This is a genomic window from Caballeronia sp. LZ033 (assembly GCF_031451265.1).
In the GTDB taxonomy this organism is placed as follows: domain Bacteria; phylum Pseudomonadota; class Gammaproteobacteria; order Burkholderiales; family Burkholderiaceae; genus Caballeronia.
Genome location: NZ_JARUXQ010000004.1, coordinates 1,234,184 through 1,256,927 on the forward strand (window position 1 = coordinate 1,234,184; position 22,744 = coordinate 1,256,927).

General features: G+C 65.1%; 20 protein-coding genes. 8 read left to right on the forward strand and 12 right to left on the reverse strand.

Features of this window, described 5'->3' with window-relative positions:
• Nucleotides 1-66 precede the first annotated feature (66 nt).
• The gene (locus QCE62_RS32890) at nucleotides 67-1,293 is read right to left on the reverse strand and encodes an NAD(P)/FAD-dependent oxidoreductase (RefSeq protein ID WP_309927141.1); all 1,227 of its coding nucleotides are present in this window, start codon (nucleotides 1,291-1,293) and stop codon (nucleotides 67-69) included.
• 100 nt (nucleotides 1,294-1,393) lie between these two features.
• Here QCE62_RS32890 and tsaD point away from each other — a divergent pair, with 100 nt between their 5' ends.
• On the forward strand, nucleotides 1,394-2,422 hold the full coding sequence (tsaD, locus tag QCE62_RS32895) for a tRNA (adenosine(37)-N6)-threonylcarbamoyltransferase complex transferase subunit TsaD (protein ID WP_309821069.1): 1,029 nt from the start codon (nucleotides 1,394-1,396) through the stop codon (nucleotides 2,420-2,422).
• Between the two features lie 5 nt (nucleotides 2,423-2,427).
• On the opposite strand, the gene QCE62_RS32900 is transcribed toward tsaD, so the two are convergent.
• Nucleotides 2,428-3,054: a glutathione S-transferase N-terminal domain-containing protein gene (locus tag QCE62_RS32900; protein ID WP_309927143.1), complete on the reverse strand. Its 627-nt coding sequence runs from the start codon at nucleotides 3,052-3,054 to the stop codon at nucleotides 2,428-2,430.
• Between the two features lie 35 nt (nucleotides 3,055-3,089).
• Nucleotides 3,090-4,331: an MFS transporter gene (locus QCE62_RS32905; protein ID WP_309927145.1), complete on the reverse strand. Its 1,242-nt coding sequence runs from the start codon at nucleotides 4,329-4,331 to the stop codon at nucleotides 3,090-3,092.
• Between the two features lie 104 nt (nucleotides 4,332-4,435).
• Here QCE62_RS32905 and QCE62_RS32910 point away from each other — a divergent pair, with 104 nt between their 5' ends.
• Nucleotides 4,436-5,353 (forward strand): LysR substrate-binding domain-containing protein, encoded by a 918-nt coding sequence (locus QCE62_RS32910; RefSeq protein WP_309927147.1) that lies wholly within the window; start codon nucleotides 4,436-4,438, stop codon nucleotides 5,351-5,353.
• 50 nt (nucleotides 5,354-5,403) lie between these two features.
• Here QCE62_RS32910 and folE2 read toward each other — a convergent pair whose 3' ends face one another.
• The 4 genes from folE2 to QCE62_RS32930 all read right to left on the reverse strand — a co-directional run bounded on the left by folE2 (nucleotide 5,404) and on the right by QCE62_RS32930 (nucleotide 9,592).
• Entirely contained in the window at nucleotides 5,404-6,210 is an 807-nt protein-coding gene (gene folE2, locus QCE62_RS32915; RefSeq protein WP_309927149.1) for a GTP cyclohydrolase FolE2, read from the reverse strand.
• Between the two features lie 147 nt (nucleotides 6,211-6,357).
• The gene (gene dxs, locus QCE62_RS32920) at nucleotides 6,358-8,274 is read right to left on the reverse strand and encodes a 1-deoxy-D-xylulose-5-phosphate synthase (RefSeq protein WP_309927150.1); all 1,917 of its coding nucleotides are present in this window, start codon (nucleotides 8,272-8,274) and stop codon (nucleotides 6,358-6,360) included.
• Nucleotides 8,275-8,369: 95 nt separating this feature from the next.
• Entirely contained in the window at nucleotides 8,370-9,257 is an 888-nt protein-coding gene (locus tag QCE62_RS32925; RefSeq protein ID WP_309927153.1) for a farnesyl diphosphate synthase, read from the reverse strand.
• Nucleotides 9,254-9,592 (reverse strand): exodeoxyribonuclease VII small subunit, encoded by a 339-nt coding sequence (locus QCE62_RS32930; RefSeq protein WP_309927156.1) that lies wholly within the window; start codon nucleotides 9,590-9,592, stop codon nucleotides 9,254-9,256. Before QCE62_RS32930 ends, QCE62_RS32925 begins: the two co-directional genes overlap by 4 nt.
• A 312-nt stretch (nucleotides 9,593-9,904) precedes the next feature.
• Between QCE62_RS32930 and QCE62_RS32935 the strand changes: the two genes are divergently transcribed.
• Nucleotides 9,905-11,011 carry an aromatic ring-hydroxylating dioxygenase subunit alpha gene (locus QCE62_RS32935; RefSeq protein ID WP_309821077.1) on the forward strand — a complete coding sequence of 369 codons (1,107 nt, stop codon included), beginning with the start codon at nucleotides 9,905-9,907 and terminating at the stop codon, nucleotides 11,009-11,011.
• A 102-nt stretch (nucleotides 11,012-11,113) separates the two neighbouring features.
• Here QCE62_RS32935 and QCE62_RS32940 read toward each other — a convergent pair whose 3' ends face one another.
• Nucleotides 11,114-11,374, reverse strand: a complete 261-nt coding sequence (locus QCE62_RS32940) for a PepSY domain-containing protein (RefSeq protein WP_309927158.1) — start codon at nucleotides 11,372-11,374, stop codon at nucleotides 11,114-11,116.
• A gap of 137 nt (nucleotides 11,375-11,511) precedes the next feature.
• On the opposite strand from QCE62_RS32940, the gene QCE62_RS32945 reads away from it, so the two are divergent.
• Nucleotides 11,512-12,381 (forward strand): sulfurtransferase, encoded by an 870-nt coding sequence (locus tag QCE62_RS32945; RefSeq protein ID WP_309927160.1) that lies wholly within the window; start codon nucleotides 11,512-11,514, stop codon nucleotides 12,379-12,381.
• 6 nt (nucleotides 12,382-12,387) lie between these two features.
• Here QCE62_RS32945 and QCE62_RS32950 read toward each other — a convergent pair whose 3' ends face one another.
• The 3 genes from QCE62_RS32950 to polA all read right to left on the reverse strand — a co-directional run bounded on the left by QCE62_RS32950 (nucleotide 12,388) and on the right by polA (nucleotide 17,780).
• On the reverse strand, nucleotides 12,388-13,263 hold the full coding sequence (locus tag QCE62_RS32950; RefSeq protein ID WP_309927161.1) for a dienelactone hydrolase family protein: 876 nt from the start codon (nucleotides 13,261-13,263) through the stop codon (nucleotides 12,388-12,390).
• Nucleotides 13,264-13,471: 208 nt separating this feature from the next.
• The gene (locus tag QCE62_RS32955) at nucleotides 13,472-14,842 is read right to left on the reverse strand and encodes an NAD(P)/FAD-dependent oxidoreductase (protein WP_309927163.1); all 1,371 of its coding nucleotides are present in this window, start codon (nucleotides 14,840-14,842) and stop codon (nucleotides 13,472-13,474) included.
• 199 nt (nucleotides 14,843-15,041) lie between these two features.
• Nucleotides 15,042-17,780: a DNA polymerase I gene (gene polA / locus QCE62_RS32960; protein ID WP_309927556.1), complete on the reverse strand. Its 2,739-nt coding sequence runs from the start codon at nucleotides 17,778-17,780 to the stop codon at nucleotides 15,042-15,044.
• A gap of 1 nt (nucleotide 17,781) precedes the next feature.
• Here polA and QCE62_RS32965 point away from each other — a divergent pair, with 1 nt between their 5' ends.
• Nucleotides 17,782-18,531 (forward strand): TIGR00730 family Rossman fold protein, encoded by a 750-nt coding sequence (locus QCE62_RS32965; RefSeq protein ID WP_309821083.1) that lies wholly within the window; start codon nucleotides 17,782-17,784, stop codon nucleotides 18,529-18,531.
• 48 nt (nucleotides 18,532-18,579) lie between these two features.
• On the opposite strand, the gene QCE62_RS32970 is transcribed toward QCE62_RS32965, so the two are convergent.
• Entirely contained in the window at nucleotides 18,580-20,106 is a 1,527-nt protein-coding gene (locus QCE62_RS32970) for an AMP nucleosidase (RefSeq protein WP_309927167.1), read from the reverse strand.
• Nucleotides 20,107-20,324: 218 nt separating this feature from the next.
• On the opposite strand from QCE62_RS32970, the gene QCE62_RS32975 reads away from it, so the two are divergent.
• From QCE62_RS32975 to QCE62_RS32985, 3 genes are all read left to right on the forward strand, one after another.
• Nucleotides 20,325-20,735, forward strand: coding sequence for a hypothetical protein (locus tag QCE62_RS32975; RefSeq protein WP_309927168.1), 411 nt, complete (start codon nucleotides 20,325-20,327; stop codon nucleotides 20,733-20,735).
• A gap of 125 nt (nucleotides 20,736-20,860) precedes the next feature.
• Nucleotides 20,861-21,832, forward strand: a complete 972-nt coding sequence (locus QCE62_RS32980; protein WP_309927170.1) for a homoserine kinase — start codon at nucleotides 20,861-20,863, stop codon at nucleotides 21,830-21,832.
• 8 nt (nucleotides 21,833-21,840) lie between these two features.
• The gene (locus QCE62_RS32985) at nucleotides 21,841-22,662 is read left to right on the forward strand and encodes a BPSS1780 family membrane protein (RefSeq protein WP_309927172.1); all 822 of its coding nucleotides are present in this window, start codon (nucleotides 21,841-21,843) and stop codon (nucleotides 22,660-22,662) included.
• Nucleotides 22,663-22,744 lie beyond the last annotated feature (82 nt).

Here is a 22,744-nt window from a genome sequence, read left to right on the forward strand (position 1 = left end):
CGAGACTCGCCAAAACCCCCGTTCCGGAACAATTGACCGGCGACCGGAGCAGCTTTCAGGCGATTCTCAACCGGCCGTCGCCTCGCTCCGCACGTGCTCCGCCGCCGCCTTGCCCGCCGCGACGCCCGAGGCCCACGCCCACTGGAAGTTATAGCCACCAAGCCAGCCGGTCACATCGACCACCTCGCCGATGAAGTACAGCCCGGCGACGCGCGCACTCATCATCGTCGCTGACGACAGTTCGCGCGTATTCACGCCGCCGCGCGTCACTTCCGCCTTGCGATAGCCCTCGGTGCCGCTCGGCGTCAGCGTCCAGTTCGACAGCGATGCGCCGAGCGCGCGCAGCGTGCGGTCGGGGAGATCGGCGAGACGGGCATCGAGGGCGACCTTGTGCGCCGCGAGCCACGCCTGCGCCAGGCGCGCGGGCACATGCGCGGCCAGCAAGTTGCCGATCTGCTTCCTCGAGCCCGCCTTGGCCTCGAGCAGCATGGCGGTGGCGTCGATGCCGGGCAGCAGGTCGATCTCGACCGGCTCAGAGGTATTCCAGTAGCTCGACACCTGCAGCACGCCCGGCCCGGACACGCCGCGATGCGTGAGCAGCAGGTCTTCGTCGAACTCCCCGCGCGTCTTGCCCTTGCCCGCACCGATGCGCACCGGCAACGACAGCCCCGATAGCGCCGCGAACGGCTCCCAGTCGGTCGACGTGAAGGTGAGCGGCACGAGCGCCGGCCGGGTGTCGACGAGCGTGTGGCCGAATTGTTTCGCCACCCGATAGCCGAAGTCCGTCGCGCCGATCTTCGGTATCGAGAGCCCGCCCGTCGCGATCACGAGCGCCGCCGCGCCGAGCGCGCCCGCGTTCGTATCCAGCGTGAAGCGCGCGCCGTCGTGGCGAATCTCGTGAACCGTAACCGGACGCCGCCAGGTCACGCCGCCCGCGTCGCACTCGCGCTTGAGCATGTCGATGATCGTTTCGCTGGAGTCGTCGCAAAAAAGCTGGCCCTTGTGCTTCTCGTGCCATTTCACGCGGTGCTGCTTGAGCAATGCGAGAAAGTCGCGCGGCGTATAGCGCGCCAGCGCGGAGCGGCAGAAGTGCGGATTCTCCGAGAGAAAGTTGGCCGGCTGCGCGTGGCTGTTGGTGAAGTTGCAGCGCCCGCCGCCGGAGATGCGGATTTTTTCGGCGAGACGCGCGGCGTGGTCGATCAGCACGACGCGGCGCCCGGACTGGGCGGCCACGGCCGCGCACATCATGCCGGCCGCGCCCGCGCCGATGACGGCGATATCGAAGGATTCCATGGCGCGCATTCTAACCGCTGCGCCGGGACGGCTCGGGGCCACGGAACGCGCACGGGCCGCCGCTGCTATACTTTTTTGTTCCTTCCGAAGTCTCACTCCCATGCTCGTTCTCGGCATCGAAAGCTCCTGCGACGAAACCGGCCTCGCCCTCTACGACACCGAACGTGGCCTGCTGTCGCACGCCCTTCATTCGCAGATCGCGATGCATCGCGATTACGGCGGCGTCGTGCCGGAACTGGCATCGCGCGATCACATCCGGCGCGCGTTGCCGTTGCTCGAAGAGGTGCTGGAGCAATCGGGCGCGGCGCGCGGCGACATCGACGCCATCGCGTTCACTCAAGGGCCGGGGCTCGCGGGCGCGCTGCTGGTGGGCGCGAGCGTCGCCAACGCGCTCGCGATGGCCTGGGACAAGCCGACCGTCGGCATTCACCATCTGGAAGGGCATCTGCTGTCGCCGCTGCTGGTGGCGGAGCCGCCGCCGTTTCCGTTCGTCGCGCTGCTGGTCTCGGGCGGGCACACGCAGTTGATGCGCGTGACCGATGTCGGCGTCTACGAAACCCTCGGTGAAACGCTCGACGATGCCGCCGGCGAAGCCTTCGACAAGACTGCCAAGCTGCTCGGCCTCGGTTATCCGGGCGGCCCGGAAGTGTCGCGGCTGGCCGAGTTCGGCACGCCGGGCGCGGTGGTGCTGCCGCGTCCGATGCTCCACTCCGGCGACCTCGACTTCAGCTTCAGCGGGCTCAAGACAGCCGTGCTGACGCAGAGCCGCAAGCTCGGCGCCAATGTGTGCGAACAGGGCAAGGCGGATCTGGCGCGCGGTTTCGTCGATGCCGCCGTCGACGTGCTGGTCGCCAAGTCGCTCGCCGCGCTGAAGCAGACGGGCCTCAAGCGGCTGGTGGTGGCGGGTGGCGTCGGCGCGAACCGGCAACTGCGCGAAGCGTTGTCGGCGGCGGCGAAGAAGCGCCGCTTCGACGTCCATTACCCCGATCTCTCGCTCTGCACCGACAACGGCGCGATGATCGCGCTCGCCGGCGCGTTGCGCCTGTCGCGCTGGCCGGAGCAGGCCGTGCGCGACTACGCGTTCACTGTGAAGCCGCGCTGGGACTTGTCCTCGCTGGCGCGCGCCTGATCGGTTTATCTCGGCGGGTTGAACGGCTGCACGATCGACGCAAACGCCGGCAGCATCTCGCACCGGTCGCTGTGGGCGATCAGCGCGGGCCATCGGGTCGATGTGAAGATCTCCGGATGCGCCTCGCGCGCGAAGCGCAGCGCACAGGCCACGGCAATATCCGCGTGGCCGATTGCATCGCCGAACCAGAATGCCGCCGGACGCGCGGCGCGATCCGTTTCCAGTGCATTCAGCACGCGCTCGACCTGACCCGTGCAGCGGTCGAGCCAGGTCTGCGACCGCTCCTTGTGCAGCACGCGTTCATAGACCAGCGCAACGGCCTTGTCAGCGAGACCCGTGGCCAGCGCGCAGATCTTGAGCGCGTGACGCCGTTCCGGCCCCTCCGCCGCGATCAGCGCGTGCGCCGCGCCGGCCTGCTCGTCGAGGTAATCGAGGATCATCGCGCTTTCGATCAGCACGTCGCCGGAATCCAGCACCAAGGTCGGCACGCGGATCAGCGGATTGAACGGCGCGATCTTGTCGGCATCGCCGAAGACGGACCACGGACGATGCTCGACCGCCATGCCATAAAGACTCGCCGCGATGGCGACGCGCCGCACGAACGGGGAATCGTATTGGCCGATCAGGATCAAGATGCGCTCCACGGGTGTTGTGTCGGACGGCCAGTTTAAGCGCGTGCGGGCTTCGGGAACAACGGCCACGCGAGCGACGCGCACACGCCCGCCGCCAGCCAGACCAGCGGCCAGGAGCCCAGCGCGAGCACATGCGGAATGGCGAGCGGCGTCAGGAAGAAGCCGACGAACACCGCCGTGTTCGCCATGCCGAGGGCAGTGCCGGCGCGTGCGGTGCCCGCGAGCGTCGCGAGCTCGGTATAGGCCACGCCGTGCCATGCGGACACGCATACGCCTGCCAGGATCAGCATCGCGGCCAGCAATACCGGCAGATGGACCGCGCCGAGCGCCGTCGCGAGACCCAGCACGACGAACGACGCACAGGCGACAACCGTGGACATCTTCAGGTAAGCGCGGCGATTCCCGTGGCGGTCCGTATGCCGACCGCTCCAGACACGCATCCCGATGGCGCCGAGTTGCAGCGCGCCCATCGTCGCGCTGATCGCGGTCACGCCGAAACGCGCGGCGTCGTGCAGGAAAATCGTCGCGAAACTCAGCACCGCGAACTGCGGCACGCACAGCACGCCGATGCCGAACACGACGCGCCACACCTGCACGTCGCGCAAGGGCGTGCCTTGCGCCGGCCGGACCTTGCCCGGCGCCGGCTTGTGCTGCGCGAACGGCGGTTCGTGGAGCCAGCGCCACGCGAACGCGCCCGACAAAAGGCACATCGCGGCCAGCACGCCGAAGACGATCGAGAACCCGTGCGTCGACGCCAGCCACGGCAACAACGCCGCCCCGATGCCGCCGCCGAGCGGCACGGCGGTCTGGCGAATGCTCATGGCAAAGCCGCGCTCGCCTTCGCCGAACCAGGCCATCACCGCGCGCCCGCTCGAACCGTTCACGCTGCCGCCGAGCAGCCCGAGGCCGCACATCGCAGCGACCAGCCACGCAAAACTCGCCGTGGCGGGCGTGGCGAACAGGGCCATCGCGATGAGCGCCGCAGCGGTCGTCAGCAGGCCGGTCAGCAGCACCGGCCGATCGCCCCAGCGGTCCGTCAGCACGCCCCACGGCAGTTCGGACAATGCGACGCCCAGCCCCAGCGCGCCCAGCACAACGCCCAATTGGCCGTTACTGAGGTGATACGCCGAGCGAACCCAGACGGCGGTCGTCGGAAAGCCGGTCGCCGCCGCCGACACGCTCGCGTTCGCCGCGACGCCCACGCCCAGCACTTTCCAGCGATGCCGGCTGTCGAGCGCGGGCGACTTGATCGAGTTCGATACCCAGGAAATATCCATGACGCAGTCCGGATGAAGTTTGACTGCGACCAGTCTGAAGGCTTAGGATCATCCTGAAAATCGCAAAGTTTTTCACCATCCGTTCAGATAAACAGGATGATTCCATGAGCCAGACGACTTTCGACCTTGCCGTGCTGCGCAGTTTCGTCGCGGGCATGGATCTGGGGAGTTTTGCGAGGGCGGCGGACCGTGTCGGCCGCTCGACTTCGGCAGTGAGCGCACAGATTCGCAAGCTGGAAGAACAGGCCGGCACGCCGCTGTTTCGCAAGGCCGGCCGCGGACTGGCGCTCACGGATGCCGGCGAAGTGATGCTCAACTACGCGCGGCGTCTCGTCGAACTGAACGATGAAGCGGCTGTCGCGGTGCGCGGCGTCGATCTGGAAGGCTGGATCCGGCTCGGGCTGCAGGAAGACTTCGGCGAAGTGGTGTTGCCCGACGTACTCGGACGTTTCGCGCGCGCGCATCCGAAAGTGCGCATCGAGGCGCGTGTCGCACGGAATACCGAACTGTTGGAGCGCATCGACGGCGCGCAGCTCGATCTCGCGCTCGTCTGGGGCGCGGCAGGCGTCAGCGACGAAAGCCAGGCGGCCAATCTGCCGCAAGCAATCGCCGCCCCGCCGATGCGCTGGATCGCGTCATCGAGCGTGCCGTGGCATTTCGACCTCGACGAACCGTTGCCGCTGATCGCCTTCGACCGGCCGTGCCTGTTCCACAGCGCGGCCGCCGCGGCGCTCGACCGCGCCGGCATCCGCTGGCGCGTGGCGTTCACGAGCCCGAGCCTGTCGGGATTATGGGCGGCTGCGGCTGCCGGACTGGGCGTGACGGTGCGCACGAGCTACGGCCTGCCCGCGACCGTCCGTCCGCTCGACGCCGACGAAGGCGGCTTGCCCGCGCTGCCGTCCATTCCGCTGGCGCTGCATCGCGCGTCGGGTGTCGGCTCGCCGCTGGTCGAGCGGCTGGCCTCGCTGGTGGTGGAATCGGTGCGGGAAGCGCATGTTTCGTCGGAAACCGCGTTCGCATAAGCAAAGAGCCGGTGCGAAGACCGGCTCTCTGGAAGACGCGGCGCGAAGGATCAGGCGTCGCGGCGCTTGTCCCGCTCGATCACCGCATACGCGCTGTGGTTGTGAATCGATTCGAAATTCTCGGCTTCAAGCGTGTACGCGACGATGCGTTCATCCGCGTTCAGGCGCGTGGCGACATCGCGCACGAGGTCTTCGACGAACTTCGGATTCTCGTACGCCCGCTCGGTGACGAACTTCTCGTCCGGCCGCTTGAGCAGTCCCCACAGTTCGCACGACGCCTCTTCCTCGGCGATGCGAATCAGTTCTTCCACCGCCACTTCGCCCGCCAGTTCGGCCGTGATGGTCACGTGCGATCGCTGGTTATGCGCGCCGTATTGCGAGATCTTCTTCGAGCACGGGCACAGGCTCGTCACGGGTACGAGCACTTTCATCGACAGGCGGGTTTCGCCGTCGCGCCGTTCGGCGAGGTAGGTCACCTCGTAGTCGAGCAGGCTCTGCACGCCGGACACCGGCGCGGTCTTCATCACGAAGTAAGGCAGGCTCACTTCGATACGTCCCGAATGCGCTTCGAGCCGGGTCAGCATGTCGGCAAGCAGCGCACGCAGCGCGGGCTGGTCGAGCGGCTCGCGATTGTCTTCGAGCAGCGCGACGAAGCGCGACATGTGCGTGCCTTTCTGGTCGGCGGGCAGGTGCACGTCAAGATTCCATACGCCGACGCTCGGCTGCACGCCATTCGCCGTAAGCACCGACAACGGATGCCGCACGCCCTTCACGCCGACGCGCTGTATGTCGATCTGACGCGTGTCCGGCGTGCTCTGGACGTCCGGCATCACGAAGGCGGGATTCATCTGGTTCATTTGTTATGTCCTTATGCGCCGCGCGTCATGACGATGCGGGCGGTTCAATGCTTGAAGCGCACACGGCGCGGATTGGAGCCCGCGCCGTGTGTGAAGCGAATCACTTGAATCATTCCATACGGTGCGCCCCGAGCGCGCCGTACTGTTTCAGGCCACGCGCTTGGTCAGCTTGCCTGCCTGCTCGCTCTCAACGGCATCGAGAAAGCGTTCGCGAATCGAGCGCGCGATGCCGGCCGCGTCGAGGCCCACGCTCGCAAGCAGCTTCGCGGGATCGCCGTGATCGATGAACACGTCCGGCAGACCGAGTTGCAGCACCGGCTTCAGCACGCCGCCCGCAAGCAGCGCTTCCACGCAGGCCGAGCCCGCGCCGCCCATGATCGTGCCTTCCTCGATGGTGACGATGGCATCGTGCGTGGCGGCGAGTTCGCGCAGCAGGTCGGTGTCGACCGGCTTCACGAAGCGCATGTTCGCGACGGTGAGATCGAGTTCCCCGGCCGCGGCCAGCGACGGCGCGACCATCGTGCCGAACGCGCAGATGGCAATGCGCTTGCCGGAGCCGAGCTTCTGCGACGACTCGCGGCGAATCTCGCCCTTGCCCACCGGCAGCGCGGTCATCTGCTTGACGGTCGCGACACCGGCGCCCGCGCCGCGCGGGTAACGCACGGCCGTCGGGTTGGATTGCTGCAACGCCGTGTAGAGCATCTGGCGGCATTCGTTCTCGTCCGATGCCGCCATCACCGTCATGTTCGGGATGCAGCGCAGGAACGCGAGGTCATAGTTGCCCGCGTGCGTGGCGCCGTCCGCCCCGACGAGGCCCGCGCGGTCGATGGCGAACACGACCGGCAGGTTCTGCAGCGCCACGTCGTGGATCAGCTGGTCATACGCGCGTTGCAGGAAGGTGGAATAGATCGCGACGACCGGCTTCATGCCGTCCGCCGCCAGGCCGCCCGCGAAGGTCACCGCGTGCTGCTCGGCGATGCCGACGTCGAAGTAACGCTCCGGGAAACGCTGTTCAAACTCGACCATGCCCGAGCCTTCGCGCATCGCCGGCGTGATGCCGACCACGCGCGAATCCTGCGCGGCGGCGTCGCACAGCCATTCGCCGAACACCTGCGTGTAGGTCTTCTTCGAAGGCGCCGTCGACGGCTTGATGCCTTCGGCCGGATTGAACTTGCCCGGGCCGTGATAAAGCACCGGATCGGCTTCGGCGAGCTTGTAGCCCTGGCCTTTCTTTGTCACCACGTGCAGGAATTGCGGACCGCGCAGTTCCTTGATGTTCTGCAACGTGGGAACCAGCGAATCGAGGTCGTGACCGTCGATCGGGCCGATGTAGTTGAAGCCGAACTCCTCGAACAGCGTGGCCGGCACGATCATGCCCTTCGCGTGTTCTTCGAGCTTGCGCGCGAGGTCCAGCATGGGCGGCGCGGCGCGCAGCACGCGCTCGACGCCCGCGCGCGCGGCGGCGTAGAAACGCCCCGACATCAGACGCGCGAGATGCCGGTTCAGCGCGCCGACCGGCGGCGAGATCGACATGTCGTTGTCGTTGAGGATGACGAGCAGCGGCAGGTCGTCGGCGACGCCCGCGTTGTTCATCGCCTCGAAGGCCATGCCGGCGGTCATCGCGCCGTCGCCGATCACGGCGATGGAGTAGCGGTTGTCGCCCTGCAGCTTGTTCGCGACCGCCATGCCGAGCGCCGCCGAAATCGACGTGCTCGAATGCGCGGTGCCGAAGGTGTCGTACTCGGACTCGGAGCGGCGCGGGAAGCCGGAGATGCCGCCCAGCTGGCGGAGTCCGGACATCCGGTCGCGGCGGCCGGTGAGGATCTTATGCGGATAGGTCTGATGGCCGACATCCCAGACGATGCGGTCAGCAGGGGTATCGAACACATAGTGCAGCGCGATTGTCAGCTCGACAGTGCCCAGATTGGACGACAGATGCCCGCCCGTCTGCGAGACGCTGTCGAGCACGTAGGCTCGCAGCTCGTCGGCTAGCGGTTGCAGTTGGCGTCGATCGAGGGCACGCAAGTCGGCCGGATCGTCGATGGATTTCAGCAGGTCGTACATCGTCGTCCCATTTTAGGAAAACTGGCGTGATTCGTTCAGCGCGATGCTTCCGGGTCGGACCGCTCGCGCCGTGGGGTTCGTCACGCGTTCAACAATCAATTCACCCGGTTCACGACCAGGTCTGCAAGCTCGGCCAGCCGCTGGCCGCGCGGGCCGAACGGCTGGATGGCGCCGTGCGCGTCGCGGCCCAGCTGCGCCGCGAGTTCGCGCGACGCGTCGAGACCGATGATCGACACGTAAGTGGGCTTGTCATGCTGCGCGTCCTTGCCCGCCGTCTTGCCGAGCGTGGCGGAGTCGGCGGTGACATCGAGGATGTCGTCGACCACCTGGAACGCAAGGCCGACCGCGGCGGCGTATTGATCCAGCGCCGCGAGCGCCTCTGCGTCCGGCGTTGCGCCCGCCAGCGCGCCCATGCGCACCGACGCGCGCAACAACGCGCCTGTCTTCTTGCGATGCATGGTCTCGAGCTCGGGACGCGAGAGCTTGCGCCCGACGCTTTCGAGGTCGATGGCCTGCCCGCCCGCCATGCCGAGCGAACCGCTCGCGACCGCCAGCTCGCGCACGAGCGCGGCCTGCTGGGTATCGTTCAGACCGTTGCCGGCCGCGGTCAGCGCAACGAAGGCCTGCGATTGCAGCGCATCGCCGACGAGCAATGCCGTCGCTTCGTCATATTGGATATGTACCGTGGGCTTGCCGCGACGCAATGCGTCGTCATCCATGGCGGGCATGTCGTCATGCACCAGCGAATACACGTGAATCATTTCGAGCGCCGCGCTGGCCGCTTCCACCGCCTGCGCGCTCGCGCCGGTCAGTTCGCCGGCCGCATGGACCAGCAGCGGACGCACACGCTTGCCGCCGCCGAGCACGGCATAGCGCATGGCTTCGTGCAGACGCGCCGGCGCGACATCGGTACCCGGCAGATAGTGCTCCAGCGCTGTCTCGACGCGGTCGAGCGTGGCACGCATCCATTGTTCGAAGGTCATAGGTCGTCGTCCCCGTTGTCTTTCGTTGCACCCTGGGTGGCGCGCTGTACCTCGGCGGGCAGCGGCTTGAGCGTCTCGCCATCGAGGACGCGTACCTGCTGCTCGACTTTTTCGAGCTGTTGTTGGCAAAACCCTACAAGCGCGGCGCCGCGACGGTACGCCGCAAGCGATTCCTCGAGACTCAGCGCGCCCTCTTCCATGCGCGCCACGAGCAATTCGAGTTCGCCCAGCGCCGCTTCGTAATTCTCCGGAAGCTGCGCGGCGTCCGCGCCGGGCGCTTCGGCGCTGCTCGCGCCGGTGACCTCACCTGTGTCCTGAACAGCGGTTTTCGCCATGAATCGTGGATGTGCAATTTAATTTTTGGAGCCAAGTCGCACATTCTACGGCAAAAGACAAAATTTCGACCCGCATCCGGGCTATCCGGAAGTGCTAACAGTGCGTTGCCGCATCGTTCGTGAATTCGCCGGCGGAATGCGAAACGTGTCTGCCCGCGACGCGATCGCGCGGAACTCCCGACACAATTTATACCCAAATCAAGACCTTAAGCTCCCCAAAGAGGGGGATTTCGGTATAATCGCGGGCTCCCTAAATCGAATCCATCGATGGTTGGGTTGTTCACTGCTTTCACGTTTTCATCGGGAGTGGGAATGTCCAATCTGAGCAATGCATTGCAGCTCAAGGCTGTTCATAGCCAACTGCCAGTCACGGCTTACTTTGACGAAGCGCTTCTTACGCGCGAACTCGACATACTTTTCAAGCAGGGTCCACGCTATATCGGGCACGAACTCATGGTGCCGGAAGCGGGAAACTATTTCGCGCTTCCGGGTGAAGGCGAAGGGCGCGTGCTCGTTCGTAATCAGCAGAACAATATCGAATTGCTGTCGAACGTGTGCCGCCATCGTCAGGCCATCATGCTCAATGGCCGCGGCAGCGCGGACAACATCGTCTGCCCGCTGCACCGCTGGACCTATGACCTCGACGGTCAGCTGCTCGGCGCACCGCATTTCGCGGACAAGCCCTGCCTCAACCTCGGCAAGACCCCGCTGCAGAACTGGCAGGGGCTGCTGTTCGAATCGGAGGGCCGCAACGTCGCTGCGGATCTCGCCAGGCTTGGCACCGCCCGGCATTTCAACTTCTCGAATTTCATGTTCGATCACGTTGAAGTGCATGAGTGCAACTACAACTGGAAGAGCTTCATCGAGGTCTATCTCGAGGACTATCACGTCGCGCCGTTCCATCCGGGACTCGGCAGCTTCGTGTCGTGCGACAACCTCGAATGGGAATTCGGCGACTGGTACAGCGTCCAGACAGTCGGCGTCCACAAGAATCTCGAGAAGCCGGGCAGCCCGACGTATCGCAAGTGGCACGACGAAGTCCTGCGCTTCCGCAACGGCACGCCGCCCGAGTTCGGCGCGATCTGGATGGTGTATTACCCCGGCCTGATGATCGAGTGGTATCCGCACGTGCTGGTCGTGTCGTGGCTGATCCCGGAGGGCACGCAGAAGACGCGGAACATCGTCGAGTTCTATTACCCCGAGGAAATTGCGCTGTTCGAACGCGAGTTCATCGAGGCCGAGCGCGCCGCCTACATGGAAACCGCGCGCGAGGACGACGAGATCGCCGAACGCATGGACGCCGGCCGCCGCGCACTCATGTCACGCGGGGAGAACCAGGTCGGTCCGTACCAGAGCCCGATGGAATCCGGCATGCAGCATTTCCACGAATTCCTGCGGCATCAGCTCGGGACGATCTGAAGGTCGCGACGCAAGCTTCAGAATGACGAATGGCCCGACCGGTGCAAGCCGGTCGGGCCATTTGCTTCCTGCGCGGACTATGGGCAGCCGCGCGGTCTGGCGTCAGTGCTTCGGTTCGCTCTTCGTGATTGCACCTGAATGGGGATCGACGTGCAGTTCGTAGATCCGCCCGCCCTTGGTGGCCTCGCCTTCCCAATGACCGTCATCGGCCTTCAGATAGGCGTTGGCATAGCCCTGTTGGCTCAGCTTCTGAATGGCCTGTTCCTTCGGCATCCAGTCCGCGCCGGGGGTATCGGCGAATGCGGTGAGAGCGGCCGGTACGGTCGCCGTCGCCAGCAGAACCCGCAGTTTGGTTGTTTTCATTGAAGCCTCCGTCGTATGAATACCGGACGCAGCCGCAAGATCCGCGCCGCTTTGTCGCTGGACCGGTGACGACCCACCCCTTGTGTGTTTAGACTGACAACTCCCCTCGCCAAACGAGCGTCGCTCCAGGAGCCGCCATGCAGCACACCCACTACACCACGCTCATCTCCGCCGCGAACCTCGCCGACCGGCACGCGGCCGCGCCCGGCAGCGTGCTGGTCTTCGACTGCCGCTTCGACCTCGCCGCGCCCGAAGCAGGCGCGGCCGCCTACGCCGCCGGTCACATTCCCGGCGCGCATTACCTGCATCTCGATCGCGACCTGTCGGGCGCGAAAACCGGCTCGAACGGACGGCACCCGTTACCCGAGCGCGCGGCGCTCGTCGAAAAACTGGCGAGCTTCGGACTGGACGAAGGACGCCAGGTCGTCGCCTATGACGCGCAGGGCGGCATGTATGCGGCGCGTCTCTGGTGGCTGCTGCGCTGGCTGGGACACGATTCCGTCGCGCTGCTCGACGGCGGGCTGAACGCCTGGGAAGCCGCCGGACAGCCGCTGGAGACCGCCGTGCCGGCGCGCACGCAGGGTACGTTCAAGGCGGCGGCGCCGCTGCAGGTGACCATCGATGCCGCGGCGATCGAGCGCAGCATCGGCACGCGTGATCACCTGCTGATCGATGCCCGCGCCGCCGACCGCTATCGCGGCGAGAACGAAACGCTCGATCCCGTCGGCGGCCACATTCCGGGCGCGCTGAATCACTTCTTCAAGGACAATCTGAACGCCGATGGCCGCTTCAAGACCGCGCACGACCTGCGCGAGGCCTTCGGCACGCTGATCGGCGCGACCTCGCCCGACCGCATCGTGCTGCAATGCGGCTCGGGCGTGACGGCGTGTCACAACGCCATTGCAATGGAAATCGCCGGGCTGCACGGCGCCGCGCTCTATCCCGGCTCGTGGAGCGAGTGGAGCGCCGATCCGGGCAGGCCCGTCGCGACCGGCGCGAAGCCCTGAGACGCCTTACCGGACGCCGTGCTCGCGGAACCACGCGAGCGCGCGCTTCCAGGCGTCTTCCGCGTCCGCCTTGCGATAGCTCGGCCGGTAATCGGCAAAGAACGCGTGCGGGGCGTCGTCGTACACGACGAACTGCGAGTTGCGGGCGGGCGGCGGATCGTTGGCGAGCGCCTGCTTCATCTGCTCGATGGTGTCCTGCGGAATGCTCTGGTCCAGCCGGCCATACAGCCCGAGCACCGGCACCTTGAGCCCGCTGGCGAGATCGAGCGGATTGCTCGGCGTGTTCTCCGTCTTGTTGCCGACGAGCCGTCCATAGAAAGCGACCGCCGCCTTGAGCGACGGATTGTGCTCCGCATACAGCCACGAGATGCGTCCGCCCCAGCAGAAGCCCACAATGCCCACACGCTTCGGATCGCCGCCATGCTCGCCCGCCCACTTGACGGTCTGGTCGATGTCCGAGATCACCTGCGCGTCCGGCACCTTCGACACGAGTTGTTCGTTGAGCTGCTGCATCGACTTGTAGGCCGAGGCGTCGCCCTGGCGCGTGTAGAGGTCCGGCGCGATCGCCAGATAACCCTGCTTCGCGAAGCGCCGGCACACGTCGGCGATGTGCTCGTGCACGCCGAAGATCTCGTGAATGACGATGATGACCGGCAGATGCGTCTTGCCCTTGGGTTGCGCGCGATACGCCGGCACGAGCGTGCCGTCCGCGCCCCGCACGCCGATGGCGCCGGCTTCGAGGCCGTCGCTGTCGGTGTGGATGGTCTGCGCGGAGACCGGCAGCACGGCGGCCGCGAAGCCGGTGCCGATGCTTGCCTTGATGAAGTTGCGGCGATTGAACGGGACGTGCGGAATGAGGCTGTCGACTTCTGGGTCTAGCATGCGTGGCTCCCGTGGCGAGGCCGTCGCATTGCACGCTCGATGGCGGTGGCAATGCGCGGCACGGATCCTTGAAACCGCGCGGCGTGCCCAAGGCTGCACGCCGCGCGGCGCTGCACGACGAAGAACGTGCGCTTCCGGAAAAGCGCGCCGCTCATTCTAAACAGCTTTGAACGAACGACGCAGCGCTTCTATTCCAGACCAGTGAGCGTCAATGCAGCTTCACGCGCGGCGCGGTGGAGCGGCGCAGCCAGTGCGCGACGGTGTCGAGCACCATGCGTGCATAGCCGTGCAGCGCGGCGACATGCAGCCGGTACAGCGACATGTACATGAAGCGCGCGAACAGCCCTTCGATCAGCATGTTGCCGCCGATCAGCCCGCCCATCAGGTTGCCGACCGCGCTGTAATGCCCGAGCGACACCAGCGAGCCGAAGTCGCGATACGTGTACTCCGGCAGCGGCTTGCCCTGCAGCAGCCGCTCGAACGACTTGAACAGAAAGCTCGCCTGCTGATGCGCGGCCTGCGCGCGCGGCGGGACATTGCGCTCGTTGCCGGGCCACGGGCACGCGGCGCAGTCGCCGAGGGCGAAGATGTTGTCGTCGATTTCGGTTTGCAGCGTGCGGCGCACGTTCAGCTGGCCGAGGCGGTTGGTCGGCAGGCCGTCCAGGTTGGCAAGGATGGCCGGCGCCTTGATGCCCGCCGCCCACACCGTGAGGTCCGCGCGAATCATCTTGCCGCTCGCCGTGTGGATCGAGTCGCGGCCCACCTGCGCGACGGTTTCGCCGGTCAGAAGCTTCACGCCGAGCTTGGTGAGCAGTTCGGCGGTCGCGGTGGAGACGCGCTCCTGCAGCGCAGGCAGGATGCGCGGCCCGGCCTCGATCAACACGATGCCGATGTCATGTTTCGGGTCGAGCTTGTGCAGCCCGTAGGCGGACAGCACCTGCGCCGTGTTGCGCAGTTCCGCCGACAATTCCACCCCGGTCGCGCCGGCGCCGACGATCGCCACCTGGATGCGCGGCACCGGATCGACGCCCGGCGGATCTTCGGCTTCGGCTTCGTCGATGCCGGCGGCCACCGGCTCGGGCGCGACGTGCTCGGCGCGAATGCACGCCGCGATCAGCCGCTTGCGGAAAAGCTCGGCCTGGCCGACGGTATCGAGCGCGATGGAATTGGCTTGTGCGCCCTCGACGCCGAAGAAATGCGTCGTGCTGCCGATGGCGATGACCAGCGTGTCGTACTCCAGGTCGCGTTCCGGCAGCAGTTCGCCGGCTTCCTCGTCGCGCAGCGCGCTGATCCTGATGCGCCGGTTCGCGCGGTCCAGTCCGATCAGATCGCCCTGCTGGAACTCGAAGCCATGCCACAGGGCTTGCGCCGCGTATTCGAGTTCCTGCGTGAACGGGTCCATGCTGCCCGCGGCGACTTCATGCAGCAGCGGCTTCCAGATGTGCGTCGGATTGCGGTCGACCAGTGTGATCTGCGCTTTTGGCGGCGTCTTGCTGTCCGTGCTGCCGAAGCGGTCGCCGAGACGCGTCGCGAGTTCGAGGCCGCCGGCCCCTCCGCCGACGATGATGAAGCGATGCATGGAACTCTCCCTGTGCTTTTATAACCGGTCCGCTGTCGTGCCCGTTGTGTTCGTTCGTGCTTGTTTCCTCGATGAACGGATTGTGCGCGAGGCCCGATGACAGTCACAAGCGCGTCGATGACATGCCGGGCATATGCATCCGAAGCAGCATAGGCCTTCGCGCGGCGTGTGTCAGCAGGCCTCGATGAAGCTCAGGGCGTCAGTGCGCCTCTTCCCAGTTGTTGCCGACGCCCACTTCCGCGACGAGCGGCACCCTCAGCTGCGCGACGCCGCACATGAGTTCAGGCAAGCGCTTCCTGACTTCGGGGAGCGCTTCCTCCGGGACTTCGAGCACGAGTTCATCGTGTACCTGCATGATCATCTTCGCACCGGTGCCCGAGGTTTCGAGCCAGTCCTGCACGGCGATCATCGAGAGCTTGATGAGGTCGGCGGCGGTGCCCTGCATCGGCGCATTGATGGCCGCGCGTTCCGCTGCCTGCCGGCGCGGACCGCTGCCGCCGTTGATCTCGGGCAGCCACAGACGCCGGCCGAAGACCGTCTCGACGAAGCCATGCGCCTTCGCGGCGAGACGCGTGTTCTCCATGTAGGCGGCGACGCCCGGGTAGCGCGCGAAGTACCGGTCGATATACAGCTTCGCCGCGTCGCGTGTGATGCCGAGATTCGACGCCAGACCGAACGAGCTCATCCCGTAGATCAGGCCGAAGTTGATGACCTTGGCGATGCGGCGCTGATCGTTGTCGACTTCAAGCGGCGTCACGCTGAACACTTCCGAGGCGGTCGCGCGATGCACGTCCTCGCCTTCCTTGAACGCGCGCATCAACGAGGCGTCGCCGGAAATGTGCGCCATGATGCGCAGTTCGATCTGCGAATAATCCGCGGACACGATCTTGCGGCCCGGCGGCGCGATGAACGCTTCACGAATGCGGCGTCCTTCGCCGGTGCGCACCGGGATGTTCTGCAGGTTCGGTTCGTTCGACGACAGCCGCCCCGTCACCGCGACCGCCTGTGCATAGTTCGTATGCACGCGGCCGGTGTTGGCGTTGACCATGCGCGGCAGTTTGTCCGTGTAGGTGGACTTGAGCTTCGACAGACCGCGATGTTCGAGCAGCACCTTCGGCAGCGGAAAGTCTTCGGCGAGCTTCTGCAGCACTTCTTCGTCGGTGGACGGCGCGCCGCTCGGCGTCTTCTTCACGATCGGCAGTTGCAGCTTTTCAAAGAAGATCTGGCCGATCTGCTTCGGCGAGCCGAGATTGAACTCGCCGCCCGCAAGCTCATACGCCTGCGCCTGCAAATCGATGAGACGCTTCGCGATCTCGTTGCTCTGCGCATCGAGCCGCTCGCGGTCGATCAGCACGCCGTTGCGTTCCATCTTGCGCAGCACGCGCGACGTGGGCAATTCGATGTCGCGATACACGCGCAGCAGCCCTTCTTCCTGCGCCACTTGCGGATACAGCGCGCGATGCAGGCGCAGCGTGATGTCGGCGTCTTCGGCGGCGTAGGCCGCGGCCTGTTCGAGCGGGACTTCGTCGAAGCCGATCTGCGCCGCGCCCTTGCCCGCGACGTCCTCGTACTTGATGGTCTTCACGCCGAGATGGCGCAGCGCGAGGTTGTCCATGTCGTGTGGACGATGCGACTCCAGCACGTACGATTGCAGCAGCGTGTCGTGCTCGACGCCGCGCATCTCGATGCCATAGTTCGCGAGCACCTGCTCGTCGTACTTCAGATGCTGGCCGACCTTCTTCTTCGATGCATCTTCGAGCCACGGCTTGAGCTTCGCGAGCACTTCGTCGCGCGGCAACTGCTCGGGCGCATCCGGCCCGCGATGCGCAACCGGGACATAAGCCGCATGACCCGGCTCGACCGAGAATGACATGCCGACGATCTGCGCAGTCAGCGGATCGAGCGACGTGGTCTCGCTGTCGAACGACGTGAGCTCGGCTTCGTTGATGCGCTTGAGCCAGGCATCGAACTGTTCCCACGTCTGCACGGTCTCGTAGTGATGCTCGATCTCCGTGACTTCGGCGGGCGGCGTGTCGCTCGGCCCTTCGACGGCATCGGCGATTTCGATCTCGCGCAGCCAGGTCTTGAAGCCATGACGCAGGAACACGTCGCGCAGTTCGTCGCGTGATTCGGGACGGCTGGCGAGCGTGGCATCGATTGATTCGATCTGCGAGGCAAGGGCGCATTCCGTGTGCACGGTAACGAGCTTGCGGGCCATGGGCAGGAAGTCCAGAGCCTTGCGCAGATTGTCTCCTACCGCACCTTTGATCTCGCCCGCATGTTCTACGATGCCATCAAGGGTGTCGTATTGCGTGAGCCACTTGAGCGCGGTCTTGGGTCCGCATTTCTCGACGCCCGGCACGTTGTCGACCGTATCGCCGATGAGAGAAAGATAGTCGACGATGCGTTCGGGCGGCACGCCGAACTTGGCCTGCACGCCGGCGCGGTCGAGCGTTTCGTTGGTCATCGTATTGATGAGGGTGACATGATCCGTCACAAGCTGAGCCAGATCCTTGTCGCCCGTCGAGACGATCACCTTCATGCCGCGCTTCTCGGCCTGCACGGCGAGCGTGCCGATGACGTCGTCGGCCTCGACGCCCTCGATCATGACGAGCGGCCAGCCGAGCGCGCGCACGGCAACGTGAATGGGTTCGATCTGCCTGGAGAGGTCTTCCGGCATCGAGGGCCGGTTGGCCTTGTACTCGGCGTACCAGTCGTCGCGGAAGGTCTTGCCCTTGGCGTCGAAAATGCACGCGCTATACTCTGCATTGATTTCGCGCCGCAAGCGCCGCAGCATGTTGATCATTCCATACAGTGCGCCAGTGGGACCGCCGTCGGGGCCTCGCAGGTCAGGCATCGCATGGTAGGCCCGGTACAAGTAACTAGAACCGTCGACCAATAGCAGGGTCTTACCTTCAAGACTGAGTTCTTCAGGCATTATGAACAAGAGAAAAGTGATTCCGAGTCTGCGATCGCTCGCAGATCAAGAGCGCGCGACAGCCAAGAAGGCTCGCGCATCGTGGCAGATGTTCACGATTATGGCAGAGTTTATCGAGGCGACCGAGTACCTCTCGGAGATCCGGCCTGCCATCAGCATCTATGGTTCGGCCCGTCTCAAACCCGAGTCGCCGTACTATCAGCGCACCATTGAAATCGCGCAGAAGTTCTCCGATGCGGGCTTCGCCGTGATCTCGGGCGGCGGCCCGGGCATCATGGAAGCGGCCAACAAGGGCGCGCACGCGGGCAAGTCGCCTTCGGTCGGTCTCAACATCGAATTGCCGCATGAACAGTCCGGCAATCAATGGCAGGACATCTCGCTGCGCTTCCGTCACTTCTTCACGCGCAAGGTCACGTTCGTGAAGAACTCGGACGCGGTCGTGGTGATGCCGGGCGGCTTCGGCACACTCGACGAACTCGCCGAAGTCCTCACGCTCATCCAGACGAAGAAGTCGCGCCATGTGCCCATCGTGCTGGTCGGTGCGGAGTTCTGGGCCGGCCTGCTCGACTGGTTCAAGAAGACGCTGCTGACCAATGGCGTGATCGGCGAGAAGGATCTCGACCTGATGCAGGTCATCGACGATCCCGATCAGGTGCTCGACGCGGTGCTGCGCTTCTATGAAGACCGCGAGGACGCGCCCGAACAGCCCGCCGAAGGCAAGTCGGACGAAGACCGGATGTTCTATCTGTGAGATGGGTGGCGGGGCGAGCGCCGCTCGCCCCGATGCAACGCTTCTGACTTACTGGAACGCCACTTCGGCGAAGCTGCGCAGCTTGCGGCTGTGCAATTGCGACAGCCCGTTCATGCGCAGCAACTCCATCGCCTTCACGCCGATCTGCAGATGCTGATCCACCTGCGCGCGATAGAACTGGTCGGCCATGCCGGGCAGCTTCAGTTCGCCATGCAGCGGCTTGTCCGACACGCATAACAGCGTCCCGTACGGCACGCGGAAGCGGAAGCCGTTGGCGGCGATCGTCGCGCTTTCCATGTCGAGCGCAACCGCCCGGCTCTGCGACAGCCGCCGTACCGGCTCGCGATGATCGCGGAGTTCCCAGTTGCGGTTATCCACGCTCGCCACCGTGCCCGTGCGCATCACGCGCTTCAGGTCGGTGCCTTCGAGCCGCGTCACCTGCGCGACCGCCTTCTCCAGCGCCACCTGCACTTCCGCCAGTGCCGGCACCGGCACCCACAGCGGCAGGTCGTCATCGAGCACGTGATCTTCACGCACGTAACCGTGGGCGAGCACGTAGTCGCCGAGCCGCTGCGTATTGCGCAGCCCCGCGCAATGTCCAAGCATGATCCACGCATGCGGGCGCAGCACCGCGATATGGTCCGTGATCGTCTTCGCGTTTGACGGTCCCACGCCGATGTTCACCATCGTGATGCCGCTGCCGTCCGCACGCTTCAGGTGATACGCGGGCATCTGCGGCAGGCGCGCGGGGGCCGAGCCCTCCTCGGGCTGTTCCCCGAGGTTCGCGTTATACGTGACGACGTCGCCGGGTTCGACGAACGATGAATACTCGCTGCGATAGGCGCGCGTGGCTTCGTCGTCGGCACGCGACATCATCGTGCGGCCGAGCTTCACGAATTCGTCGATATAGAACTGGTAGTTCGTGTACAGCACGTAGTTCTGGAAATGCGTCGGCGAGGTCGCGGTGTAGTGGCGCAGCCGGTGCAACGAGAAGTCCACGCGCGCCGCCGTGAACAACGCGAGCGGATGCGGCTCGCCAGGACCGGGCTCGAAGGTGCCGTTGACGATGCGGTCGTCGAGCAGCGCGAGGTCCGGCGTATCGAAGATATTGCGCATCGCGAGCAGACGGTCGCGGTCCAGATCGCCTTCGAGATGAATGCCTTCGGCGAATGCGAAGTGAATCGGAATCGGCTGCGCCGACACGCCCACTTCAATGCCTACATGATGATTCTTCGCGAGCAGGCGCAACTGCTCGCGATAATAATCGCCGAACAGGTCGGGGCGCGTGAGCGTCGTTTCATAAATGCCCGGCCCGGCGACGAAACCATACGAGCGGCGTGAATCGATCTGCGTATTCCACTCGGTTCGCACGCGCACGAACGGATAACACGCACGCACACGATGCGTGAACTGCTCATTGCGTCGATAGCGCGCGAACGCATCGCGCAGGAATGCGGTGTTGGCTTCGTAGATGGCGGAAAGCCGCGTGACGGCCGCGACGGGATCTTCGAAGGATTCGGTCGGGAAGTCGTTGGCAGGCGTGCCCTGGGTGCTTTGAGTCCGGTCGTTTGTCATGATCTTGTGTCTTTTTTTGATGCCCTCGATGAATCGACATTAACACGGAAGAATGCCCGATCCATGAAGCCCCTGATCACGTGAGTGCGTGCAATCACACCGTGCAACAGTGTTTTTTCGGCGCCACGTCGAAATGCTGAAAACCGGCGCACAATAAGGCGTTCCACTGATTCGGCAAGGCTTTTTGCTAGAATCCGGCCATCGCCTGGAGAACCATCATGAAGCTGCACCTTTGCGCCGCCGTCGCGGCAGTCCTCGCCGCCGCAAGCCTCGGCGCAGTCGCGCAGCCGGCGCCGCAAGCCGCTCAAATCGAGCCGCAACCCGCCACGCAGAAAATGTCGCCGGAAGAAGCAGCGGGACTTCCGGATCTGAAAGCCATCAACCGCCCGCCGGCCAATGTCAGCTCGAAAGTCGAAATCTCGCCGCCGCGCACGCCGAGCTTTCACGAACTGAGCACGAACGGCACTGAAATCACCGAGTTCCGCGACAAGGGCAAGCCGGTCGAGATCGACGTGCGTTCCAACTTCGGCACGCGTTACCAGATGAGCTCGCCCGCCGATACCTCGCCGCAAGTACGCGACAACGGCAAGGCCAGCACCCGCCTGCCATCGATCAACCTGCGTTACTGATCTTTCCTGATCGCGCCGGACTCGCTACGAATGCGAGTCGCGGTCTCGCGGCGCGGCGTCCGACAGGCCGCGCCGATCTTCACAGGCCCGCTCCGGGCCGTCCAACCTGACCGACGCTTCCCTGCATGGCCGTCTTTACCCCCGTCACCCACGCCGAGCTCGGCGACTGGCTGCAAGACTACGATCTCGGCGATGTCGTCGAATTGCGCGGTATCCAGTCCGGTATCGAAAACAGCAACTTCTTTCTCACGACCACGCGCGGCGAATTCGTGCTGACGATCTTCGAGAATCTGAGCGCCACGCAGTTGCCGTTCTATCTCGATCTGATGCGTCATCTGGCCTCGCATCGCGTGCCCGTGCCCGATCCGATGCCGCGCCGTGACGGCACGCTGTTCGGCATGCTGCATGGCAAGCCCGCTTCGGTGGTCACGAAACTGGACGGCGCGCCTGAACTTGCGCCGTCGCCCGCGCATTGCATCGAGGTCGGGCAGATGCTTGCGCGCCTGCATCTTGCCGGACGCGATTTCCCGCAGCATCAGCCGAATCTGCGCAGCCTGTCGTGGTGGCAGGAGAAGGCGCCGTCGATCGTTGAATTCCTGAGCCATGAGCAGCGCGAGTTGTTCGAGGGCGAACTGGCCTGGCAGGCGGCGTTCTTCGGCTCCGCGGATTACGCGGCGTTGCCCGGCGGCCCGTGTCATTGCGACTTGTTCCGCGACAATGTGCTGTTCGCGCCGGGGCTCGAACATGCGCGTCTCGGCGGCTTCTTCGACTTCTATTTCGCGGGCGTCGACAAATGGCTGTTCGACGTTGCCGTGACCGTCAACGACTGGTGCACGGATCTCGCCACGGGCGCGCTGGATGCCGCGCGTGTCGATGCGTTGCTGCGCGCGTATCAGACCGTGCGGCCGTTCACGCCCGCCGAGGAGCGTCACTGGAACGACATGCTGCGCGCAGGCGCGATGCGGTTTTGGGTGTCGCGCCTGCATGATTTTCATCGGCCGCGTGAAGCGCAGATGCTGAACGCGCACGATCCGGGTCATTTCGAACGCATCCTGCGCGCGCGCGTCCAGGCTGCTGCTCCATCCGCACAAGGCTAATCCTCTCTATGCGACTCATCGAAGTCCCCGCCAAGACCGGCTACGTGTGGTTCCGCCAGGGAATCTGGCTGTTTCGCCGCAATCCCTTTGCGTTTCTCACGGTGTTCTTCGCCTATTTGTTCGTGATGACGCTGATTTCGCGCGTGCCGCTGATCGGGCCGGTGCTGCCGCTCCTGTTCATTCCGGGCGTGGCGGTCGGCTTCATGGCGGCATGCCGCAACACGATTGCCGGCAAACCCGTCTGGCCGACCGTGCTCGTCGACGGCTTCCGCTCGTACGGGAGCGTCGTTGCGCGCCGGTTGCTCGCGCTCGGCGCGTTGTATGTCGTGGCGATGGCCGTGATCTTCGCGGTGTCGGCGCTGGTGGACGGCGGCACGCTGCTGAACCTCATGATGGGCGACGCGCCCGCCGGCGACCCCGAAACTGTCGCGGCGAGTTTCAGTCCGCTAGCGGTGCTCGTTGCGCTGGCGTGCTACATCCCGTTCGCGATGCTGTTCTGGTTCGCACCGATTCTTGTCGCATGGCACGACGTGCCGCCCGCCAAGGCGTTGTTCTTCAGCCTGGTGTCGTGCTGGCGCAACCGTGGGGCGTTCGTCTATTACGGCGTGTTGTGGATTTGCATTGCGCTTGCGGTGTCGTTCGGCCTCACCGCATTGATGCAGGCGCTCGGCGCCGGGCAGGAGATGGCATTGGCGGTGCTGATGCCGGCGTCGATTCTTGTCACTACCGCACTGTATTGCTCGTTCTACGCCACGTATCGCGGCTGCTTCGGCGTGCAGTCGCCGGATACGCCGGATATCCCGGACACCTCCGACGCCCCGAAGGTCTAGAACGACACGCGCAAAAATTCGGGACGAGAAAAAGCCGGCTCAAGCAAATGAGCCGGCTTCTTTATGCGTTGCTGCCGGAAGA